The sequence below is a fragment of the Sorangium sp. So ce426 genome, assembly GCF_051475585.1.
Lineage (GTDB): Bacteria > Myxococcota_A > Polyangia > Polyangiales > Polyangiaceae > Sorangium > Sorangium cellulosum_B.
In genome coordinates this window covers 9,781,429-9,800,526 of record NZ_CP150341.1, presented here as the reverse complement: position 1 = coordinate 9,800,526, position 19,098 = coordinate 9,781,429, and the positions used below count along the sequence as shown (strand labels likewise).

Below are 19,098 nucleotides of genomic sequence, written 5' to 3'. Positions count from 1 at the left end.
AGCGCGCGGACGCGCGGGAGGCGGGGGCAGCATCGCGGCGGCGTCCAAGGCCACAGGGCATGTCGCGCCTCGCTGCGATCGGGCGCGACCCGCGCCACGGGCTCATCCGCGCTGTTCGGCTCGCTGCGGCGTACTCTCCTGCGCCTCATTGGCCTGCCCCCGGCCGAATCCGTATCACGCGAGCCGGCACCCCGCTTCACGGAGGAACCGAAACCGTCGGATAGGCGACGTGACCAGCGCCGACATCGCCCACGGTGGTCGTCTCGAAGGTCCAGACCCCGCCGGGCGGAATGTCGGCGGCCGCGCTGCTCGTCGCCATGCCGAGCGGCCGTCCGGCTCGATTCACCGGGAAGACCGTTATCCTGGGATCGCTCACCGCCACATCGAGTCGGTTCTCGAGCGTGCCCGTGTAGGCGCTCCCGGCGCCCCTGCCGACGGTCTTCACCTCGCTGACGGCGACGGCATCGACAGGGACCACGTCCACGGTGAAGGCCGGAAACCTGTGCTTCAGATACCCGAGCTCCTCGATCACGAGCTCACCAGGGAGATCCGCTGAGCCGGTCATCGCGATCTCGCCCGGCGCGATGCAGGGGATCATCACGCCAGAGCCGTCGTCCAGCCGATAGAGCCGACCGCTGAGCAAGCTGCCGCCCCAGGTCGTCACGAGCTGTTCGGCCTTGTCGATGAAGTAAAACATCAGGCCGGCGTCGCAGGACGGGGTCTCCCCGTCATTCCTGACCGCGGCGTAGAGCTCGGGGCCCGTCGCCCCCTGCACCAGGGTGAAGGCAACCAGCTCGAGCCCAGCCCCGTCCTCGTCCATGTCGGTGCTGGACAAGCCCTCCGGCACGAAACGCAGGTCCCCGCCGCTGCCGCGTCCGCTCCCGCCGTTGCCCGCCCCATCCTCGGGGGGGCTCCCCGAGCATGCCAGAGGGAGGGTAAGAGCGGCAGCCCCGATGACGGCCAAGGACTTCGATTGCATCGTTGTGCAGAGGGCGAGGGGCCGGGAAGCTGGCTTCCGAGGGCTCACGCTAGCGTCACACCGCCTCACGGGCAAGCGCCGACCTTCTGAAGCTTGGAGATCGAGTGTTCAAGTCCACGAACCCACGACTCCACGGCGACGACACCGCGTCTTCATCCGCGGCATCCCCCGCGTCCTCGGCGGCCGCCGGGCGAATCTCCTCGACGAGCGCCTCGACGCGCCCGGTCGACACCCGCGCAACATCGACCCAACGCCTGGTCGAGCGGGGCCGCGCGCCCGCTCTCGCGAAGGCGCCCGAAAAAAGAGAGGCCGCGCCCCTCCCATGAACCGCGTCGACGACATCGCGAGCAAGCCCGGCTTTTCGCGCCAGAAGTGACCGCCCTGACCGCAAATGACCCGATTGGCGTGATGGTCCTCACGTTGGGTGATGCGGCGCGTTGCCCACGAATGACACGAGGCTTGGAATGCCATGGTTGCACATTTGGGGACCTGCTGGATTCGTGAGACCCGTGCGCCCGTGCAAGAAGCGCCGGCCTCTCGCGGCCGAGCGAGCTCTCGTCGAGCACTCCTTACCTGTTGGCGATGGGCCGCTCGATCCCGGCGGCAGATGCTCCGTTCCCGTTGGCGCTATGCAGCATGGTTGCATCTCGCGGACGAACTTTTTTTTGTTTGAGATATCGCGTGGATGGAGCTCTATCTGGAGGAAGGTTAAATCGCCCGCGCGCCGCTGGTGCGCGCAGGGCTCGACGTCAACGGCGAGCTGCGGCGTAACCCATGGGCACGGCGAGGCACATCCCCCGACCGTCGACGGCGCCTCGTGCGATGTCGTGGTCCACGCGTTCTCTCCGCTCCCCGGCGCTCGCGCTCGATGAGGCGGCCGAGGAGAGCGTGCTTATGGCTCCGATCGCGCCGCCGCGCCGCGTCGCAATGACGCGCTTGGCGGCCCCTGCAGTGGCCCGCGCGCGCCGCTGTTCCGCGACGAACTCGGCGTCCGCGCGCCAATCGGGCAGCTTCTCGAGGTCGAAGAGGGCATCAGGGCGCCGCTCGTACGCCGGCGTTTCACTATCACGTCTCCAGAGGAAGCGGTCGGCCAGACGCGCGTGATCTCGCGGTTGGCGACCCTCGGGCTGATCCATAACTTTTGATCCGCTCCCATGATCACTTCGGCGCGGACCGGGAATAGTGAGGTCATGCGAACGTTACGGCAACTATCGTACATTGGTACGACAACATTTTTCACCTCATTGACCTTCCTCGCCGGGTGCACCGGCGAGATAGCGCCCGGCGGTGGTGAGATCGCCGGCGGCGGGGAGACGTCGGGCAGCGGCAGCGGCAGCGGCAGCACCGGTTCGGGGGGCACGGACGACCCCGACAACGGTCCCCCCGAGGTCTGCATCCCGGGCATCCCGATCACGAGCCAGATCCCGCGGATGCTCAACCGGCAGTACGACAACACGGTGCGGGACCTCCTCGGCGTGACCAGCGTCGAGGGCGAGCTGCCGTCCGAGAAGCTCGGGGACGACTTCGACGGCGCGATGACCTCTGACGCATGGCGCCTCTATCAAGAGGTTGCCGAGAAGATCGCCAAAGCAGTGATGGCAGGGCCGAACAAGTCCAAGTTCATCAGCTGCGACCCTGCGGCGGCCGGCTGCCTGGAGCAGACCATCAAGACCTTCGGCCGCAAGGCGTTCCGTCGCCCGCTGACCGATCTGGAGGTGGCGCGATTCCAGAAGCTGGGCCAGATTACGCCGGCAGGAACGCCCGCCGAGGTCGCCGAGGCAACGCTGATCGGCTTCCTCGTCTCGCCCTCGTTCCTCATGCTCCCCGAGCTGGCGACCGACCCGGATTCGGCGACTCAGGCCCTCAAGCTCTCCAGCTACGAAGTGGCGACGAAGCTTTCGTACTTGCTCTGGGGCTCCGCTCCGGATGACGTGCTGAGCGCGGCGGCCGACAACGACGAGCTCCAGACCAAGGAGCAGATTCTGGCCCAGGCGCAGCGAATGATCGCCGTGCGCGAGAAGACCGGGCCGCTCGTGACGGCGTTCCACCGCAACTGGGCGCAGATGAACAACGGAAACGCCCACTGGTGGACGATGGATCACGACGTCGAGACGTATCCGTTGTACTCAGCGGCCGCCAAGCCCAGCTGGCAGGCTGAGCTCGACGCCTTCTTCGAAGACGTGGCGTTCGAGGGCGGTTCGTTCAAGGACCTCCTCCTCAGCAACGTCGCCTTCGTCAACAAGGACAACGCGGCGATCTACGGGCTCGATCCTGCGAGCTACGGCACCGAGCTGACCAAGGTGGAGCTCGACGCTACACAGCGGCCGGGCTTCCTGACGCGCGTCGGGTTCTTGAGCTCCTACGCGGGCTACGACGCAACGAGCCCGATCCTGCGAGGCGCGTTCATCTCGGTGTACCTGCTCGGCGTCAACCCGGGTCCGCCCATCCCCGGCGCCACCATGCAGACCGTTACCGGCGACTTCGAAACGCAACGCGCGAAGGTCGAGAAGCTGACGGAGCCGGCCAGCTGCAAAGGCTGCCACTCGGTCATCAATCCTCCGGGCTTCGTGATGGAGAACTTCGACGGCATCGGAAAGTGGCAGACGACCGACCCGCTCGGCGGCGCGATCGACGCGAGCGTCACGACGAACACCATCGACTTCGGCGACGGCAACGTGAAGGAGATCTCCTCTCCGCTGGCGCTCATGCAGGAGATCGCTGAGCTCCAGAAGGCCAAGCAGCTCTACGCTGAGTCGTGGGTCTCCTATGCCTTTGGGCGGGATCCGAACGGGAAAGACAAGTGCGTCGTCGATCAGATCGACACCAAGCTGGCTGAGGGCGGCTACAGCATTCTCAATCTTCTGGCCGATCTCACTCAAGCGGATTCGTTCCGCGTGCGCGTCCGCGAAACGCCGTGAAAGCTGAGGAAACTTGACCATGAGCAAGCAACTGAACCGCAGAATCTTCCTTCGTGGCCTGGGCGGAGCCGCCCTGGCCGCGCCGTTCCTCAGCTCCGTGTGGGAGCGCGACGCAAAGGCCCAGACCGCTTCCGGTGGGAAAGCGTTCATCGTGATGTTCACCCACTACGGGTGCGTCACGAACAAGTGGTTCCCCACGAAGACCCAGGGTGAGCTCACGGCTGCCGACCTCGAGGCGACGAGCCTCGCGGCCCTCGCTCCGTATGCGAAGAAGCTCCTCATGCCGCGCGGCATCCGCTCGATGAACGAGTGGACCGCCAACATGAAGCGTGGACAGGGGAACGACTCCCACACGCAGATCGTGGGGTCGTTCTTCACCTGCCAGCCGGTCACGCCGAACAGCAACGACCCGTTCAGCTTCAACCAGGCGACGAAGTTCAACGCGAAGCCTGTCGGTCCCTCGCTGGATCACATCATGGCCCAGCAGCTCAGCCCGAATGGCACTCCCCTGCTCATCGCCACGGCCGGCCAGAATGACAACGCTCAGTCGGCGATCTCCTACTCCGCCGCCGAGACCATCCACAAGGGCCTCAACGCGTCGCAGGCCTTCAGCAGCCTCACGGGCCTCTTCCAGGCGGGGCAGCCGATGTCCCCGGACACCTACGCGGCGCTCCGCGGCAAGAGCATCCTCGACCTCGTGAAGGACGATCTGCAGACGCTCGAGCGGTTCGACATGAGCCAGGCCGACAAGCGCAAGCTCGCGGCCTGGAAGGAGCTCCTCAACCAGACAGGAACCGTGGTGGCCTCCGCGCAGTGCAACGAGGAGCTCGGCGTGATGCTCGGTGCGACGTCCGCGAACGCCCAGAAGGCGTCGTCGGGTGGCCTGGGCGTCGACGTCCTCACGACCAAGGTCTCCGGCGATCTGGACGGCGCGGATATCAGCTCGGCGATCGCGGCGCTTGCGGCCGCCTGCAATGCCAACCCCGTCATTTTCCTGAAGTACCCGGGAAATTACGGTTTCAAGGGGCTCGGCATCACCATGGAGTCGCACTCCCTCTCGCACCGCCTGGACAATGCAGGCATGCAGGGCAGCTGCCTGCCCAACGCGCTCGAGTGGCTCGTCAAGGTGGACACCTATTACGCGCAGAAGTTCGCGAAGCTCGTCGGAATGCTCGACAGCATCCCCCAGGGGAACGGGCAGACGGTCCTCGACACCAGCGTCGCTATCTGGTTCAACGAGATGTCGGACGGCAACGCGCACAACCTCAACAACGCTCCGATCCTTCAGGCCGGCAGCGGCGGCGGTTACTTCAAGACCGGCCAGATCATCAACGTCGACCCCGCGTCGACCCCGACGGTCGGCAACAGCATGTCGCAGTGCGCCAACGGCACCGGCCAGGTCGACGGTACGAGACAAGGCACCGGGACCGATCCGAAGGTTGGCAACGCGCCGATCAACAAGTACTTCTGCAACATCATGAACGCCATGGGCGTGAAGGCGGGTTCGGACGGCTTCCCCGCGAAGAACGGCTCCTCGGAGGTGACCCACTTCGGCTATTCCGACAAGACGGAAGAGTTCATCGGTGGCAAGGGCGCAGTCTCCGGCGCCAAGATCAGCAATCCGGGCGGGTTCACGGAGCTCAAGGCCTGAGCACTCTCGGGCCCAGGTCCTGAACACCCCGACGAGCTCGGGTCCAAAGACCCCTTCTTACCGAAGGGGTCTTTGCGTTTGTGCGCCGTCGGTGACCACCGGCGCCCCGAGATTGCCGTTCCTTGTGGTGCGCCTTACTTCATGGCTCCGTGCTGTCCAACGATGGCGGGCAGCGATAGGCTGGGCATCTCTTCTCATGTTCATGCTGGCGAAGCGCTTCCTCCTCCCTGCCGCTGTGCTCCTCCCGCTGGCCTGCTCGAGCGAGGCGAGCGACGGTGGCGCGGCGGGCGGGGACACGGGTGACGACGCGCTCGTCGTCCCGGAAGACCTCACCATCATGGCGCTCCCCGGCGGGAATGGCGTGCTCAACGTGATCGCGCTGACTCTCCGCAAAGGTCCGACCAACACCGAGCTCTACGCCGCCCTGAGGAACGACGGGGATACCCCGGCCTGCAGCGCCGCCCTCTCCGTCGAGCTCTACAACAAGGCCCAGCAGTCCGTGGCATCCGGGATCAACGGGCTGCTGACTCAGCATTTCTATCGCGTCACGGATGGCTCGGACGCGATCGCTGCGTGTGTGGGTCCAGGCGACGTGACCATGACCGCGGTGACGGATCTACCCTCGGATATCGTGATCGAAGATGTGGGGTACGTCGTCTACCGGTGCCCCTACTTCGCTCTCGACGTCGTTCCCATCGATGGCCTCACCGCCAGCGAGGTGAAGGCCGTGACGGGCGGCGCCGGCACGATGTACACGGGCACGCTCTTCAACGGGCTCGACGTGGCGGTGAGCGATCCCTCCGTCACGGTCTTCTCGGTCAATCGCGTCGGGCGTCCGCTCGGCGTGGCGATCGCCAGCGGCACGGTCCAGATTCCGCCGGGTGGCAGCTGGGCCTTCGAGACGAGCACCGTGGACACGCCCGGCGCTGATCAAGCCGCATATCCGGCAGGCGCGATGGCAAAGCAGTAGACCATCCGACGGGTCGCTCGGCTATCCCCTGACACGATGCGCCCGTGGGGCGCCGCGACCCGTCGGCGGCTACCCGCCAAGCCCGGCTATTCCTGCGCGCCGTCCGCGATCCACTGCGTGAGCGCTTCGAGGTAGTCGGCGGGTATGCACGCGGCATCCCCATCGCTGACGCATTCAAGGGGCATTCGCGGAGTTGCGCCGCACGGCCCCTTCAGGATCTTGATGAGCCCGCTCTCTTCCGGATTATCGATATTGATGAGATCGCCGCAGTTCTTGGTGATGTGGGAGCTCACCCTCGTGTGAAGCTCTTCGTCGATCATCAAGTCCAGGGGGTTCATCTCGTCGTTATGGCAACCCGCCCCCCAACAAGCGTTTTGTACAACGTACTGGAACGTCTCGAACGTCGGTGCTTGCTCGCTGCCGCTGCCGGTCGAGCCGCCGTCGCCACCGGTGCTCGCGCTGCTCGAGCTAGCTCCGCCCGCACCGCCGGACCCGACCGCGCTTGACGTAGACACACTGGCGCTCGTGCTTCCGGCATCCGTGCCGCCGGCGCCTCCAGCGCCGGTATCGTCAGGGTCGTCGGAGCAGCCTGGGAGCGGTGACAGGATGGCGACGAATGCTGCCGCGATGAAGCTTGAGAATCGAAGGTTCATGGTTCACGACGAGGATGGTGAGAGAGAAGGTTGAGCTCTCGTTCCCGTGGATCGAAGCAAAAGGCTTCGAGCTTCGGATTGCGGAGGCGACGCGCGATCCACGTCGCCCGCAGGCAAGAGCAGTGCGAGACGTGGAACGTCCTCTTGTGCGGGTAGAATGAGCAAACGCCATCCGAAAATCAAGCGGTTCGTGGAGGCCATCCTGGCGTACAGCCGTGCTGTACGCGTCGATTGGCACTCGTGCCTTGTGCGCTCAAGCCGGTCTCACGTGCCCTGAGCGCCTCTAAAAACCTCCCGTCACCAGGCAGACGAGGGCGGGCGCTTCGCGTCGTTGCGCCTCGTCGTACCATGTCAGCAGGGCTCTTCGCCGCGCCAGGCGTCGCGCCCGAGCTCGGCTGCTTGGCTTGGTCCGGCTCGATCGACGTCGGGAGCGGCGAGGAGCTCCAAGCGCGATCCGAAAGTCAAGGTCCTCGAAGTGGCCCTTCCATCGTACAGCCATGCTGGACGCGCCGGTCGACGTGAGAACCGGCTTGCGCTCAGCGCCCGGGCGCAGCCATCCTGCTCGGCGAGATCCCGCACTCTTTTGACAAGGAACTCCCCGTGACCGCCGCTTCGCTCTTCGAATTGGCAGTGCAGTTTCATCGGGCCGGGCAGGTCGATCGCGCAGAGCTCCTCTATCGCGGCGCGCTCGAGCAAGCGCCCGGGCATGGCGATGCGCTGCTTCTTCTCAGCGTGATCACCGTCCAATCCGGTCGGCTCGCGGAGGCCGCCGCGCTCCTCGAGCGAGCCGTCCGCGTCGCCCCGAACAACGCCCTCTACCTGTCGCATCTCGGCGACGTGTATCGCTGCCTCGGCCGGAGGCCCCAGGCGGTCGCCGTGCTGCTCATGGCCGTCGCGCGGAAGCCCGACTTCGCCGAAGCGGTGTTCAACCTCGCTCTCACGTTCGAGGAGCAAGGGGACCTGGACGCGGCTGCGGCGTGCTACGAGCGCGCCCGCGATCTCGAGCCTGGGTTATTGCAGGCTGGCGAGCGCCTCGCGAGCCTGAGGGACGGACGGGGTGCTGCCGCCGGAATCGGTCCGGCGGCGGCGCGCGGCCCCGAGTCGAGCTTGAGCGCATCCGATGCCCTGGCGGCCCTCGGCGAGACATTGCGCCTCGGCGGCCGGTCGGACGACGCCGCGGTCTGGTACCGCGTGGCGCTGAAGCTCAATCCGCGGATGGCCAACGCGTACACTGCGCTCGGCGCGATTCACGCGGACGCCGGCCGCTTCGACGAAGCGATCGACGATCTGCGTCGAGCGCTCGAGATCGACCGAAGCTTCCATGTCGCTCGGGATTATCTCGCCGCGGCGCTCGGCGAGTCGGGGCTCCTCGACGAGTCCCAGGCGATGTACCGCGAAGCGGTCGCCCTGTGCCCCGACGACCCTGCTGCGCACAGCGCTCTTCTCTTCAACATGCCGTTCTGGCCGAACGTCACCGACAGCGACATCCTCGCCGAGGCGCGCGCGTGGAATGCCCGGCATGCCCGCCCCCTCGCCGCGCAGGCTCCCCCTCACAAGACCGATCGCTCGGCCGACCGGCGGCTCCGCATCGGTTACGTGTCACCCGATTTCCGGACGCACGTCCAGTCGCTCTTCACGATCCCGCTGTTCCAGAACCATGACCACCGGCAGTTCGAGATCTTCTGCTACTCGAGCACGGACAAGCCGGACAACCTGACGGATCGCATCCGCGGTCACGCCGACGTCTTTCGCGAGGTCGCGGCGCTGGACGACGCTGCCTTGGCCGAGGTCATTCGACGGGATCAGATCGACATCCTGGTCGATCTCACCATGCATATGACCGACCGCCGCGTCCTGGTCTTTGCCCGCCGGCCCGCTCCCCTTCAGGTGTGCTGGCTGGCGTACCCCGGGACGACGGGCCTCGAATCGATGGACTATCGCCTGTCCGATCCCTTCCTCGATCCCCCCGGCGCAAACACGGGCGTCTACACCGAGGAGACCCTTCGGCTCCCCGACTCCTTCTGGTGCTACGACCCGCTCACCGACGTGCCCGACGTGCCCGACGTGAGCGCTCTCCCCGCGCTCGCGGAGGGGAGGGTCAACTTCGGCTGCTTGAACCATTTCAGGAAGGTGAATGAAGGGGTGCTTCATGTCTGGACGAGGGTGCTGGCCGCGGTGCCCAGGTCGCGGCTCATGCTGATGGCGCCTCAGGGAAGGGCGCGGGACCGGGTGCGCTCGATCTTCGAGGCAGGGGGCGTCCAGCGCGATCGGATCGAGCTCGTCGATCGGTGCGGGCGGCTCGACTATCTGCGAAGGTACCGCGAGATCGACATCTGTCTCGATACGTTCCCTTCCAACGGCCACACCACGAGCCTCGACGCGCTGTGGATGGGCGTCCCGGTGGTGACCCTCGCAGGTGAAACCGTGGTCGGCCGCGCCGGCGTCTGCCAGGCGATGAACCTGGGTCTGCCGGAGCTCATCGCGACGACGCCGGAGCACTACGTTCGGGTCGCCAGCTCGCTCGCCGAGGACCTCGAGCACCTGGGCGAGCTTCGCCGAACGCTGCGCGATCGCATGAAGCAGTCGCCGCTCATGGACGGCCCGCGCTTCGCCCGCAATCTCGAGTCGATCTACCGCGACATCTGGCGCCGTTTCTGCGCTCGAGCCTGAGCGAAGGCCGCTCGACGAGCGCGCCCGGCCGAGCGAAATACAAATACGTTCGCGGGTCTGCGGGCATTGTAGGGTGATGGAGACGCGGCAAACGCGGGCATTCGGAGGGCGTTCCGAGGGGCAGCCGGGCGTTTGTACTCACTGAGGTAGGAAAAATTCGACCATGGCAAAGCGCGTGAACCGAAGAATTTTCCTCCGGGGGCTGGGCGGGGCTTGCGTCGCGGCGCCGTTCCTCGGCTCGCTCGCCGACCGCACCGTGATGGCGCAGCCGGTCACGCCGCCGAAGCGGCTTATCGTGATGTACACGCACTTTGGTTGCATCACGACGCGGTGGTTCCCGAAGAAGTCGCACGGCCCGCTCACCGCTGCGGACCTCGAGTCGACGACGCTCAAGCACCTGGCGCCTTACGTCGACAAGCTCCTCATGCCCCGAGGCATCCGCGCGATGAACGAGTGGACGGTGCGCATGGATCGGGGGCAGGGGAACGATCGCCACTTGCAGGTGAACGGGTCGTTCTTCACGTGCCATCCGGTCACTCCCAACAGCAACGACCCGTTCAGCTTCGACCAAGCGACGAAGTACAACGCCAGATCGACCGGTCCCTCGCTGGACCACGTCATCGCACGACAGCTCAGCCCGGACGGCGAGCCCCTGTTCCTTCGCGTGGGGAATTCCAGCGACATCCCTATCTCGGCGATCTCGTACTCGGCGCCCGAGACCTTGTATGCGGGTCTGGGCGCGCCGACGGAGATCCTGGCCAAGCTCACGGGCCTGTTCACGGACCCCCTCCCGTCTCCGGACACGTACAAGGCCATGCGGGGCAAGAGCATCATCGACATCGTGCGGGACGATCTCGACACGCTCGCGCGCTTCGACATGAGCCGGGCGGACAAGAACAAGCTGGAGGCCTGGAAGGCGCTCCTCGACGAGTCCGTGAAGACCGTCGCTTCCGCGCAGTGCACCACGTCCCTCGCCACGGCGCTCGGCGCGACGCAAGGGAACGTCGACCTGGTGAGCAACACCCCGAGGCGCGACGACGTGCTGACGCAGCGAATCTCCGACGGTCTGGACGGCGCGGACCTCTGGTCGAACCTCGCCGTGCTCGCGGCGGCGTGCAACGCGAACCCCGTCATCTTCCTGAAGTATCCCATGAACTACGCTTTCACGGGGCTCGGCCTGACGATGGAGAGCGGCAGCCTCTCGTATCGCGTGGGCAGCGCCAGCATGCAGGGCACCTGCGTCCCGGGTGTGATCGACATGCTCCTCAAGATCGACGACTACTACGCGAGGAAGTTCGCCCACCTCGTCGAACAGCTGAACCGTATCGACGAGGGCGACGGGACGCTCCTCGACAACAGCGCGGCCGTCTGGTTCCAGGACGCGTCGGACGGCTGCGCCCGCAACCTCAACAACCTGCCGATCGTCCAGGTCGGCAGCGCCGGCGGCTATTTCAAGACCGGCTGGGCCGTGAACGTCGAGGATGGCTCGCCCGATCTCACGACAGGCAACAGCGAGATCCTCTGTGCCGACGGCGCTCTGGACGAGGTGGACGCGACCACCCAGTCCACGGGGACCGATCCGTCGCTCGCCAACGCGCCGATCAACAAGTACTTCTGCAGCTTGATGAACGCCCTCGGCGTCAAGGCAGATACGGATGGCTTCCCGGCACCGGGCGGTTCGGAGCCGGTGACCCACTTCGGCAGGTACGACCGGACGGAAGACTTCATCGGCGGCGGGACCATGCCCCCCGCCATCCACGATCCAGGGGAGTTCGCCGCGCTCAAGGCGAACCCCTGAGCGGCCTCGTTCCCGAGCCTGTCGCGCGCTCGAGTGATGAATGCGCCGCGTGGGCCCGGTGCTCCGGCGCTCCGCGCTCATGACACGTTCTCATAAAGCCATGCGCGAAGATTCCACCGCGCGAGCGGCCTCCGCGGCGCTTGCGGGCGCCAGCTCCCCGAGCGGGGGCTCGCCGGTTGGACCCGCGTTGGAATCATGCGCTGGGGGATCAGCTCGGCGCAGGTCGGGGATAGTCACATTATGCGAACGCTGCGGCAACTAGCGTACATCGGTACGGCAACATTTTTGACGTCATTACCTCTTCTCGCTGGTTGCACTGGCGAGATAGCACCCGGTGAACCTGGGGTCTCCTCCAGCGGTGGGGAGTCCTCTGGCACCGGTACGGGGGGCGGGCCGGAGGAGCAGGACCCCGGCAACCCAGGTATCTGTACTCCCGGGATCTGGGCCACGTCCCAGAGCCCGCGGCTCTTGAACCGGGAGTACGACGCGGTGGTGAGGGATCTGCTCGGTGTGACGAGCGTGCCGAACGCTCCCACGGGCAACCCGTCCTCGCTCCTCGTGTCCGACTTCGAGGGCAGCATGACGGACATCGCCTGGAACTCCTACCTCGTGGCCGCCGAGAGCATCGCCGCCGAGGTGATGGCCGGGCCGAACAAGTCCAAGTTCATCGCCTGCGATCCGGCGGCGGCCGGGTGCCTCGAGTCGACGATCCGCGATTTCGGCCGCAGGGCCTTCCGGCGCCCTGTGACGGACGAAGAGGTGCAGCGCTACATGCGGTTCAACGCGCTGGAGCCCAAGGGCACGCCCGCGGAGGTCGCCGAGGCCATCCTCTTCGCCATGCTCGCTTCGCCCTCGTTCATCACGGTCCCCGAGCTGACGGACGACACGGAGAACGGCGCGATCAAGCTCTCCAGCCACGAGGTGGCGACGCGGCTCGCGTTCCTGCTCTGGGGATCCATTCCGGATGACGCCTTGAACACCGCCGCTGACGCGGGTCAGCTCACCACCAGGGAGCAGATCCTCGCGCAGGCGGAGCGGATGGTTCAGGACCGCGCCAAGACGGCGCCGATCGTGGCCCTGTTCCATCGTGCTTACGCGGACATCCGCCAGGGATCGCACTGGGGACAGGTCGAGCACGACACGACCAAGTTCCCCGACTACTCCCCGGCCATCGTCGCTCCGATGCTGGCCGAGATCGACGCCTTCTTCGAGGAGGTGGCGTTCGAGGGGGGGTCGTTCAAGGACATCTTCCTCAGCAACGTCGGTTACGTGAACAAGGACACCGCTCCGATCTACGGGCTCGACGCCGCCGACTATGGCGCGGAGCTGACGCGGGTGGAGCTCGACCCGAACGAGCGGCCGGGGTTCTTGACCCGCGTCGGGTTCCTGAGCTCCTACTCGTCCTTCGGCGCCACGAGCCCGATCCTCCGGGGCGCGTTCGTCGCCAACAGGCTGCTCGGGCTCACCCTGAAGCCGACGCCCGGCGCGGACCAGACGCCGCGGCCCCCGGGCCCGTTCTCCACGGAGCGTGAGGCCATCGAGGCGCTGACCTCCCCTGCGGGGTGCGTCGACTGCCACAGCAAGCTCGTCAACCCGCCGGGCTTCGTGCTCGAGAGGTTCGACTCCGTTGGCAAGGTGCAGACGAAGGATCCGCTCGGCGGCGACATCAACGCGACGGGCGACGTCTACTTCAGCGACACCAACACGAAGACGATCACGACACCCCTCGAGATGATGACCGAGCTTGGCGCTGGTGCGATCGCCAAGCGTCATTATGCCGAGCAGTGGGTCTCCTGGGCCCGCCGGAGGGTGCCGAACACGAACGACGCCTGCACCGTCAACGAGCTCAGCGACAAGCTGTCGAGCGACGGCTATACCATCATCAATTTGCTCACGGATCTTACCCAGGCCGATTCGTTCCGCCTGCGCACCGTCCTCGGGGATTGAGAAGGAATACGACCATGATGAAGAACCTCAACCGAAGAGTATTCCTCCGAGGCCTGGGTGGAGCCGTCGTCGCTGCACCTTTCCTGGGCTCCGTCGCCGAGCGTGACGCCGAGGCGCAGTCGGCCGGCGGCGGCGCGCCGAAGCGGCTGATCGTGCTCTTCACGCACTATGGCTGCCTGACGAACCGGTGGTTCCCGAAGAAGTCCCATGGCGAATTGACCGCCGCCGATTACGAGGCGACGACGCTCAAGCACCTCGCTCCCTTTGCAAGGAAGCTCCTGATGCCGCGTGGCATCCGGGCGATGAACGAGTGGAGCTTCGGGCGGACCCACGGCCAGAACAACGACCCCCACGGTCAGGTCATGGGGTCGTATTTCACCTGCTACCCGGTGACGCCCGAGAGCGACAAGTTCAACGCGAAGTCGACCGGGCGGTCGCTCGATCACATCGCCGCGGAGCAGGTCAACCCCAACGGCGCCGCTCCCCTCGTCATGCAGATCGGCGGGGTGCGGCAGGACTCGTTCTCCAATTTCTCGTACGACAAGCCCAAGCAGATCTTCCCCGGCATCGGCTCTCCGACGACGATCTACAACAACCTCACGGGCCTCTTCGGCCAGGGCCCCGTGTCGCAGGATACGTACAAGGTGGCCCGCGGCAAGAGCGTGATCGACGTTGTGCGGGAGGACATTGACAGCCTCGCGAGGGTCAGGATGAGCCAGGCGGACAAGCAGCGGCTCTCCGACTGGAAGGACCTCCTCCACCAGACCACGAACACGGTCAGAGCCCAGTGCAGCGCCGACCAGGCAGAGGCGCTCGGCTTGACGGCCCAGTCCGTGCAGGCGGCCTCGCAGGGGGGGGGCCTCGGCGTCGACCTGTCGAAGTCGACGAACGTCATGATGGACCTCGCGGTGCTTTCGGCCATCTGTGACCAGAACCGCGTCATCTTCATGAAGTTCCCCGGGGGCATCACGTTCAAGTGGGACGGCATCAATCATTCGAAGGATTCCCATGGCATCTCCCACCGCGTCGGCGACGCCAACATGGGTGGTGATTGCGTTCCTGGTGTCATCGAGATGATTCAGCAGATCGACGACTGGTACGCGAAGAAGTTCGCCTACCTCGTCGGTCGGCTCGACAGCATCGAAGAGGGCGACCGGAAGCTCCTCGACAACACCGCGACCGTCTGGTTCCAGGAAGACTCCGACGGCAACAGCCACAACCTCAACAACCTGCCGATCCTCCAGGCAGGGAGCTGCGGCGGCTACTTCAAGGTGGGTCAGGCCGTGAACGTCGAAGGTGGCAAGGCTGACCTGGCCGGCGGTAGCAGCGAGGCTGCCTGCGGGCCGGGCCAGACGAAGCTCGAGTTCGGCGAGATCGATGGCACGGGGACTCCGCCGGATGTCGCCACGCAGCCGATCAACAAGTACTTCTGCAACCTGCTGAACGCCATCGGGGTGAAGGCCGGCGCGGACGGCTTCCCGGCGATCGGCGGCTCGGCAGAGGTGACCCACTTCGGCAAGCACGACGACACAAAGCTCTTCGCCAGCGAGAACAATCCAGTGTCCATCAAGGACGCTGGCGAGTTCAAGGCGCTTCGCGCGAACGGCTGATCGTCGCTCGCGCCGGGGCTGCCGGATCGAGCGAAATGAAAAAAAAGGCCCCTCCACTCAGGAGGGGCCTCTTGCCTGGCGCTGGGCTGCAGCGACCGCGATGACCTCGTGTCATCAGCACAACGACGCGGAGCTCCGGGGCGGAGCCCGCGTCGTTGTCATCGGCCGCTCACCGCTGCTGCTGCGCGCCGTCGGCGACCCACTGCTCGATCGCGTCGATGTATTCCGGGAACAGGCACGTATATTCCGGGCCGGGAGTGCTGACGCATCCATTGGGCATGCGGGCGATATCCCCGCAGGGGCCTTTGAGGATCTTGACGAGGGCGCTCTGCTCTGGATCGCCGGGAGTGACGAGCGGAATGTCTCCGCACGCCTCGGAGATGTGCGTCGTCAGGGTCGTGTAAAGGGTGTCGTCGTCCACCAGCGTCGGTCTCGCCTCGCCGTTGTGGCAGCTCGCGGTGGAGCAGCCAGCTTGCGCGACGACCGCCCGGACCGTTTCAAAGGTTGGCTCGACCGCTGAGCCGCTACCACCGGTTCCAGCCGAGCTCGAGCTCGAGGACGTGGCCCCTCCGCCGCCATCCCCGCCCGAGCCCTGCCCGCCGGACCCGGATGCACTCGAGGTAGACCCTCCACCGGTCGTGCCGGCTTCCGAGCTGCCGGTGCTTCCATCATCGGAGCAGCCTGAAAGAGGTGACAGGAGGGCGACGAACGCTGCGGCGGCGAAGTTCGAGAGTCGAAGTTTCATGGATCATAATTAAAATGGTTGGAGAGAAAAGTATAGCTCTCTCGCCGGTCGCGACAAAGGGAAAGGCTTCGATCCGTCGGACGTTCGAGGTGAGGCGTGATCGATGAATGGATCTTGTGAAGCCGAACTTTTGTGAGCACGTCGCCAGGGGTGTCCTCCGGGGTGGGTAGGTGCTGCGGCGGGTCGGACGAGCCAATGCGTTTCAAAATCAAGCGGTTTGAGGCGGCCATCCTCGCATGCAGGGATGCTGTACGCGCCGATTGGCATTCATGCCTGATGCCCTCGAGCCCGATCTCGACTGTCAAAAGTGCTTGCAAATGCCGTCACTCTGGGGTGCTCCGTCGAGCGCCGGAGTCGCGTGCGGCTCCACAGCGCCATCGGGTACAGCCGAGCACGTCGAGCATGGCGAGGACGCGATGTGGCCGGGCGCGAGCAGGGTGGGTACCCTTCGCCCATGAGCGATCCCTTCCTCGTGCCCCCCGGTCCGCTCGTCGATGTCGCCTGGCTCGCGGCGCACGCGGGTGATCCCCGCGTCCGCGTCGTCGATTGCCGCTGGTACCTCGGCGGTCGCCGCGGCGCCGACGAGTACGCCCGCGGGCACATCCCGGGCGCTGTCCACCTCGACGTCGATGCCGATCTCTCCAGCCCGGCGCACGGCGGACCTGGCCGCCACCCGCTGCCCGACGCGGCGGCGTTCGCGCGTGTCCTCGCCCGCATCGGGGTCACCCCAGGCTCGGTGGTCGTCGGCTACGACGACGCCGGGGGCGCCATCGCCGCCCGTCTCTGGTGGCTGCTGCGCTACTTCGGTCATCCAGGCGGGCGCGTGCTCGACGGGGGACTCCAGGCGTGGACCTCCGCGGAACACCCGCTCTCGATCGAGGCACCCACGATCGCGGAAGCGCCCGCCATGGATCTCGCCCCCGGCGGCGCCCCGGTCGCGGACAAGGCGGCTGTCGACAGGCTGCGCCGCGATCCGGCGGCGGTGATCCTCGATGCGCGCGCCCGCGAGCGCTACGAGGGGCAGAGCGAGCCCGTCGATGCCCGCCCGGGCCACATCCCCGGCGCCCGCTCCGCCCCCTTTGTCGAGAACCTCGGCGCCCCCGGGGGCGCCTTCCGCGAGCGCGCGGAGCTCGAGCGGCGCTACCGCGACCTCGGCGCGCTCGATGCGGCCACCGTGGTCTGCTACTGCGGCTCCGGCGTCACCGCCTGCCACGACCTGCTCGCCCTGATGACGCTCGGCCGCGAGGACGCGATCCTCTACGAGGGGTCCTGGAGCGATTGGGCCCGCGACGCCGCCCTGCCCGCGGCCAGAGGCCCCGAGCCCTGAGCGGCGTCAGGCGAGCGCGCGGCCGACCGTGGCCTCGATCGTCTCGCGCAGGTAGCGCGCCGCCAGCGCGACCGTGCGCGCCGCGCTCTCCGGCGTCGGCTGGAGCGCCGGCGCGACCTCCATGACGTCGCCGCCGATCAGGCCGACCTCGCGCCCGAGCCGGCGGATGAGCGCCACGACGAACTCGGGCGACAGGCCGTCCGGCTCCGGCGTCCCCGTGGCGTCGGCGTACGCGGCGTCCGTGCCGTCGATGTCGTTCGAGAAATACACGCCCTCGACGCCGGTGCTCTTCACGTGGGCCACGATGGCGTCGAGCGCCGCCGCCGGATCGGCGCGGCACTCGGCCGCCCAGAACTGCCGCACGCCGTAGCGGCTCTCCCAGTGCTCGCGCGGCTTCTGCGACGCGCGGACCCCCACCTGCGTCAGCCGGCCGCCCCGCCCGACCAGCTCGTTCGCGTGGTACGACCACGTGGCGAAGCAGTACGCGATCCCGAGCCGCTCCTCGAGCAGATCGGTGTGCGCGTCCGGCTGGACGATGCCCCACGGCCGCTTCCGCGCGCGGGCGAGCGCGCGCGCCACCGGCAAGGCCGTGGAGTGATCGCCGCCGAGCACGATGGGGGCGACGCCCGGGTTGATCGAGAAGACGAGATCGAGCGCGCGCTCCGCGATGGAGAGCGGCGAGACCGGCAGCCGCGACGCCGCGGGCTCGGGCACGCCAGGGTAGAGCGCGCGGCGCGACGCGGCCCTCTGCGCCTCCGAGAGCATGTCGTCGTGCAGGAGCTGCGGCACGACGAAGACGTCGCCGATGTCGACGAGCCCGACCTCGCGCGCGCGCTCCGGGAAGTCCGGGAAGGCGTCGAGCAGCGCGGTCCGGATCGCCTGCGGGCCCATGTTGGAGCCGCGGAGGAACCCCGCGCCGACGTCGGACGGGATGCCGAGCAGGACGGCGCGCGCGCCGGCGATGCGGTCGAGCGACGCGCGGAACCGCGCGAGGACCTCCTCCTCGGTCGCGGCGCCGTAGAGCCGCCGCTGGACCTCGAGCTGCTGCGCGCGGCCGGTCGAGACGAGGTAGAGGCCTCCGGCCGCCGGGCGCAGCAGGAGCGCGAGCTCTTCTTGCGGGGTCATGCCCGACGAGGGTACGCGCCCCTCAAAGGTCCGCCAGCGAAAGGGCGGACGCAGGGAGAGGGAAGCGCTCGGCCGTGAGGTGAGGGACCGGCGCGCTCATCGCCGCGGGCCAGCTGGCGCCGCACGCGACGACCCGGAGCGCGCGCAGTACCCCGGCGTGCGCGACAAGGAGGTGCGGGCGCGCGCGGGACGCGACGTCCGCGACGTCAGCGACGTCAGCGACGTCAGCGACGTCAGCGACGTCCACGCCGGCCGCGCCGGCCGCGCCGCCGAGCTCGCGCCAGAACGACCGCACCCTGGACTCGACCTCGAGCGCCGACTCGCCCCCGGGCGGCCCGACGCGCTCCCAGCCGTCGAGCCACGCGGCGTACGCGGCCGGGTCGTCGCGCTCGATGTCCGCAAAGGCGCGCCCCTCCCACGCGCCGTAGGAGATCTCGAGGAGGCGATCGTCGATCGCGCGCGGCACCCCGAGGCGCGCCGCGAGCTCGGCGGCCGGGAGCGCGCAGCGGGAGAGCGGCGACGAAAAGACCACGCCGGGGCGGACGCGGAGCTCGCGGAGCGCGCGCTCGATCGCGGCCGCTGCAGCCTCCGGGGGGAGCTGCGCGGCGACGTCGAGGCGGCCGTAGCAGACGCCGGAGAGCGCGACGGGGGCGTGGCGGAAGGCGATGAGGCCGTGGGCGAGGGGATCCACGCGCGGGCCCGCGG

Annotated in this window: 14 protein-coding genes; 8 read left to right on the top strand and 6 right to left on the bottom strand. The window is 67.3% G+C overall.

All coding sequences use genetic code 11. The annotated features are described in order from the left end of the window. Positions 1-196: 196 nt before the first annotated feature. Positions 197-847, bottom strand: coding sequence for an FxLYD domain-containing protein (locus tag WMF44_RS36675; protein WP_437294693.1), 651 nt, complete (start codon positions 845-847; stop codon positions 197-199). A gap of 187 nt (positions 848-1,034) precedes the next feature. Further along, positions 1,035-1,211 (bottom strand): hypothetical protein, encoded by a 177-nt coding sequence (locus WMF44_RS36670; RefSeq protein WP_437294692.1) that lies wholly within the window; start codon positions 1,209-1,211, stop codon positions 1,035-1,037. 1,198 nt (positions 1,212-2,409) lie between these two features. On the opposite strand from WMF44_RS36670, the gene WMF44_RS36665 reads away from it, so the two are divergent. From WMF44_RS36665 to WMF44_RS36655, 3 genes are all read left to right on the top strand, one after another. Beyond that, positions 2,410-3,897 (top strand): DUF1592 domain-containing protein, encoded by a 1,488-nt coding sequence (locus WMF44_RS36665; RefSeq protein ID WP_437294691.1) that lies wholly within the window; start codon positions 2,410-2,412, stop codon positions 3,895-3,897. A gap of 19 nt (positions 3,898-3,916) precedes the next feature. Then, positions 3,917-5,548 (top strand): DUF1552 domain-containing protein, encoded by a 1,632-nt coding sequence (locus WMF44_RS36660; protein WP_437294690.1) that lies wholly within the window; start codon positions 3,917-3,919, stop codon positions 5,546-5,548. 196 nt (positions 5,549-5,744) lie between these two features. Beyond that, positions 5,745-6,518, top strand: a complete 774-nt coding sequence (locus tag WMF44_RS36655) for an FxLYD domain-containing protein (RefSeq protein WP_437294689.1) — start codon at positions 5,745-5,747, stop codon at positions 6,516-6,518. Between the two features lie 86 nt (positions 6,519-6,604). On the opposite strand, the gene WMF44_RS36650 is transcribed toward WMF44_RS36655, so the two are convergent. Beyond that, positions 6,605-7,171 (bottom strand): hypothetical protein, encoded by a 567-nt coding sequence (locus tag WMF44_RS36650; protein WP_437294688.1) that lies wholly within the window; start codon positions 7,169-7,171, stop codon positions 6,605-6,607. A 600-nt stretch (positions 7,172-7,771) separates the two neighbouring features. Here WMF44_RS36650 and WMF44_RS36645 point away from each other — a divergent pair. The 4 genes from WMF44_RS36645 (at position 7,772) to WMF44_RS36630 (ending at position 15,196) form a co-directional block, all read left to right on the top strand. Continuing rightward, positions 7,772-9,841, top strand: coding sequence for an O-linked N-acetylglucosamine transferase family protein (locus WMF44_RS36645; protein ID WP_437294687.1), 2,070 nt, complete (start codon positions 7,772-7,774; stop codon positions 9,839-9,841). Between the two features lie 163 nt (positions 9,842-10,004). Next, the gene (locus WMF44_RS36640) at positions 10,005-11,639 is read left to right on the top strand and encodes a DUF1552 domain-containing protein (protein ID WP_437294686.1); all 1,635 of its coding nucleotides are present in this window, start codon (positions 10,005-10,007) and stop codon (positions 11,637-11,639) included. A 492-nt stretch (positions 11,640-12,131) separates the two neighbouring features. Next, entirely contained in the window at positions 12,132-13,586 is a 1,455-nt protein-coding gene (locus tag WMF44_RS36635; protein ID WP_437294685.1) for a DUF1592 domain-containing protein, read from the top strand. A 14-nt stretch (positions 13,587-13,600) separates the two neighbouring features. Next, entirely contained in the window at positions 13,601-15,196 is a 1,596-nt protein-coding gene (locus tag WMF44_RS36630) for a DUF1552 domain-containing protein (RefSeq protein WP_437294684.1), read from the top strand. A gap of 169 nt (positions 15,197-15,365) precedes the next feature. Here WMF44_RS36630 and WMF44_RS36625 read toward each other — a convergent pair whose 3' ends face one another. Beyond that, a complete protein-coding gene (locus WMF44_RS36625; protein WP_437294683.1) occupies positions 15,366-15,617 on the bottom strand; it encodes a hypothetical protein in 252 nt (83 codons plus the stop codon). Positions 15,618-16,395: 778 nt separating this feature from the next. Here WMF44_RS36625 and WMF44_RS36620 point away from each other — a divergent pair. Further along, positions 16,396-17,268 carry a sulfurtransferase gene (locus WMF44_RS36620; RefSeq protein ID WP_437294682.1) on the top strand — a complete coding sequence of 291 codons (873 nt, stop codon included), beginning with the start codon at positions 16,396-16,398 and terminating at the stop codon, positions 17,266-17,268. A gap of 6 nt (positions 17,269-17,274) precedes the next feature. Here WMF44_RS36620 and WMF44_RS36615 read toward each other — a convergent pair whose 3' ends face one another. Beyond that, the gene (locus WMF44_RS36615; protein WP_437294681.1) at positions 17,275-18,393 is read right to left on the bottom strand and encodes an arginase family protein; all 1,119 of its coding nucleotides are present in this window, start codon (positions 18,391-18,393) and stop codon (positions 17,275-17,277) included. A gap of 22 nt (positions 18,394-18,415) precedes the next feature. Then, positions 18,416-19,084, bottom strand: a complete 669-nt coding sequence (locus WMF44_RS36610) for a histidine phosphatase family protein (protein ID WP_437294680.1) — start codon at positions 19,082-19,084, stop codon at positions 18,416-18,418. Positions 19,085-19,098 lie beyond the last annotated feature (14 nt).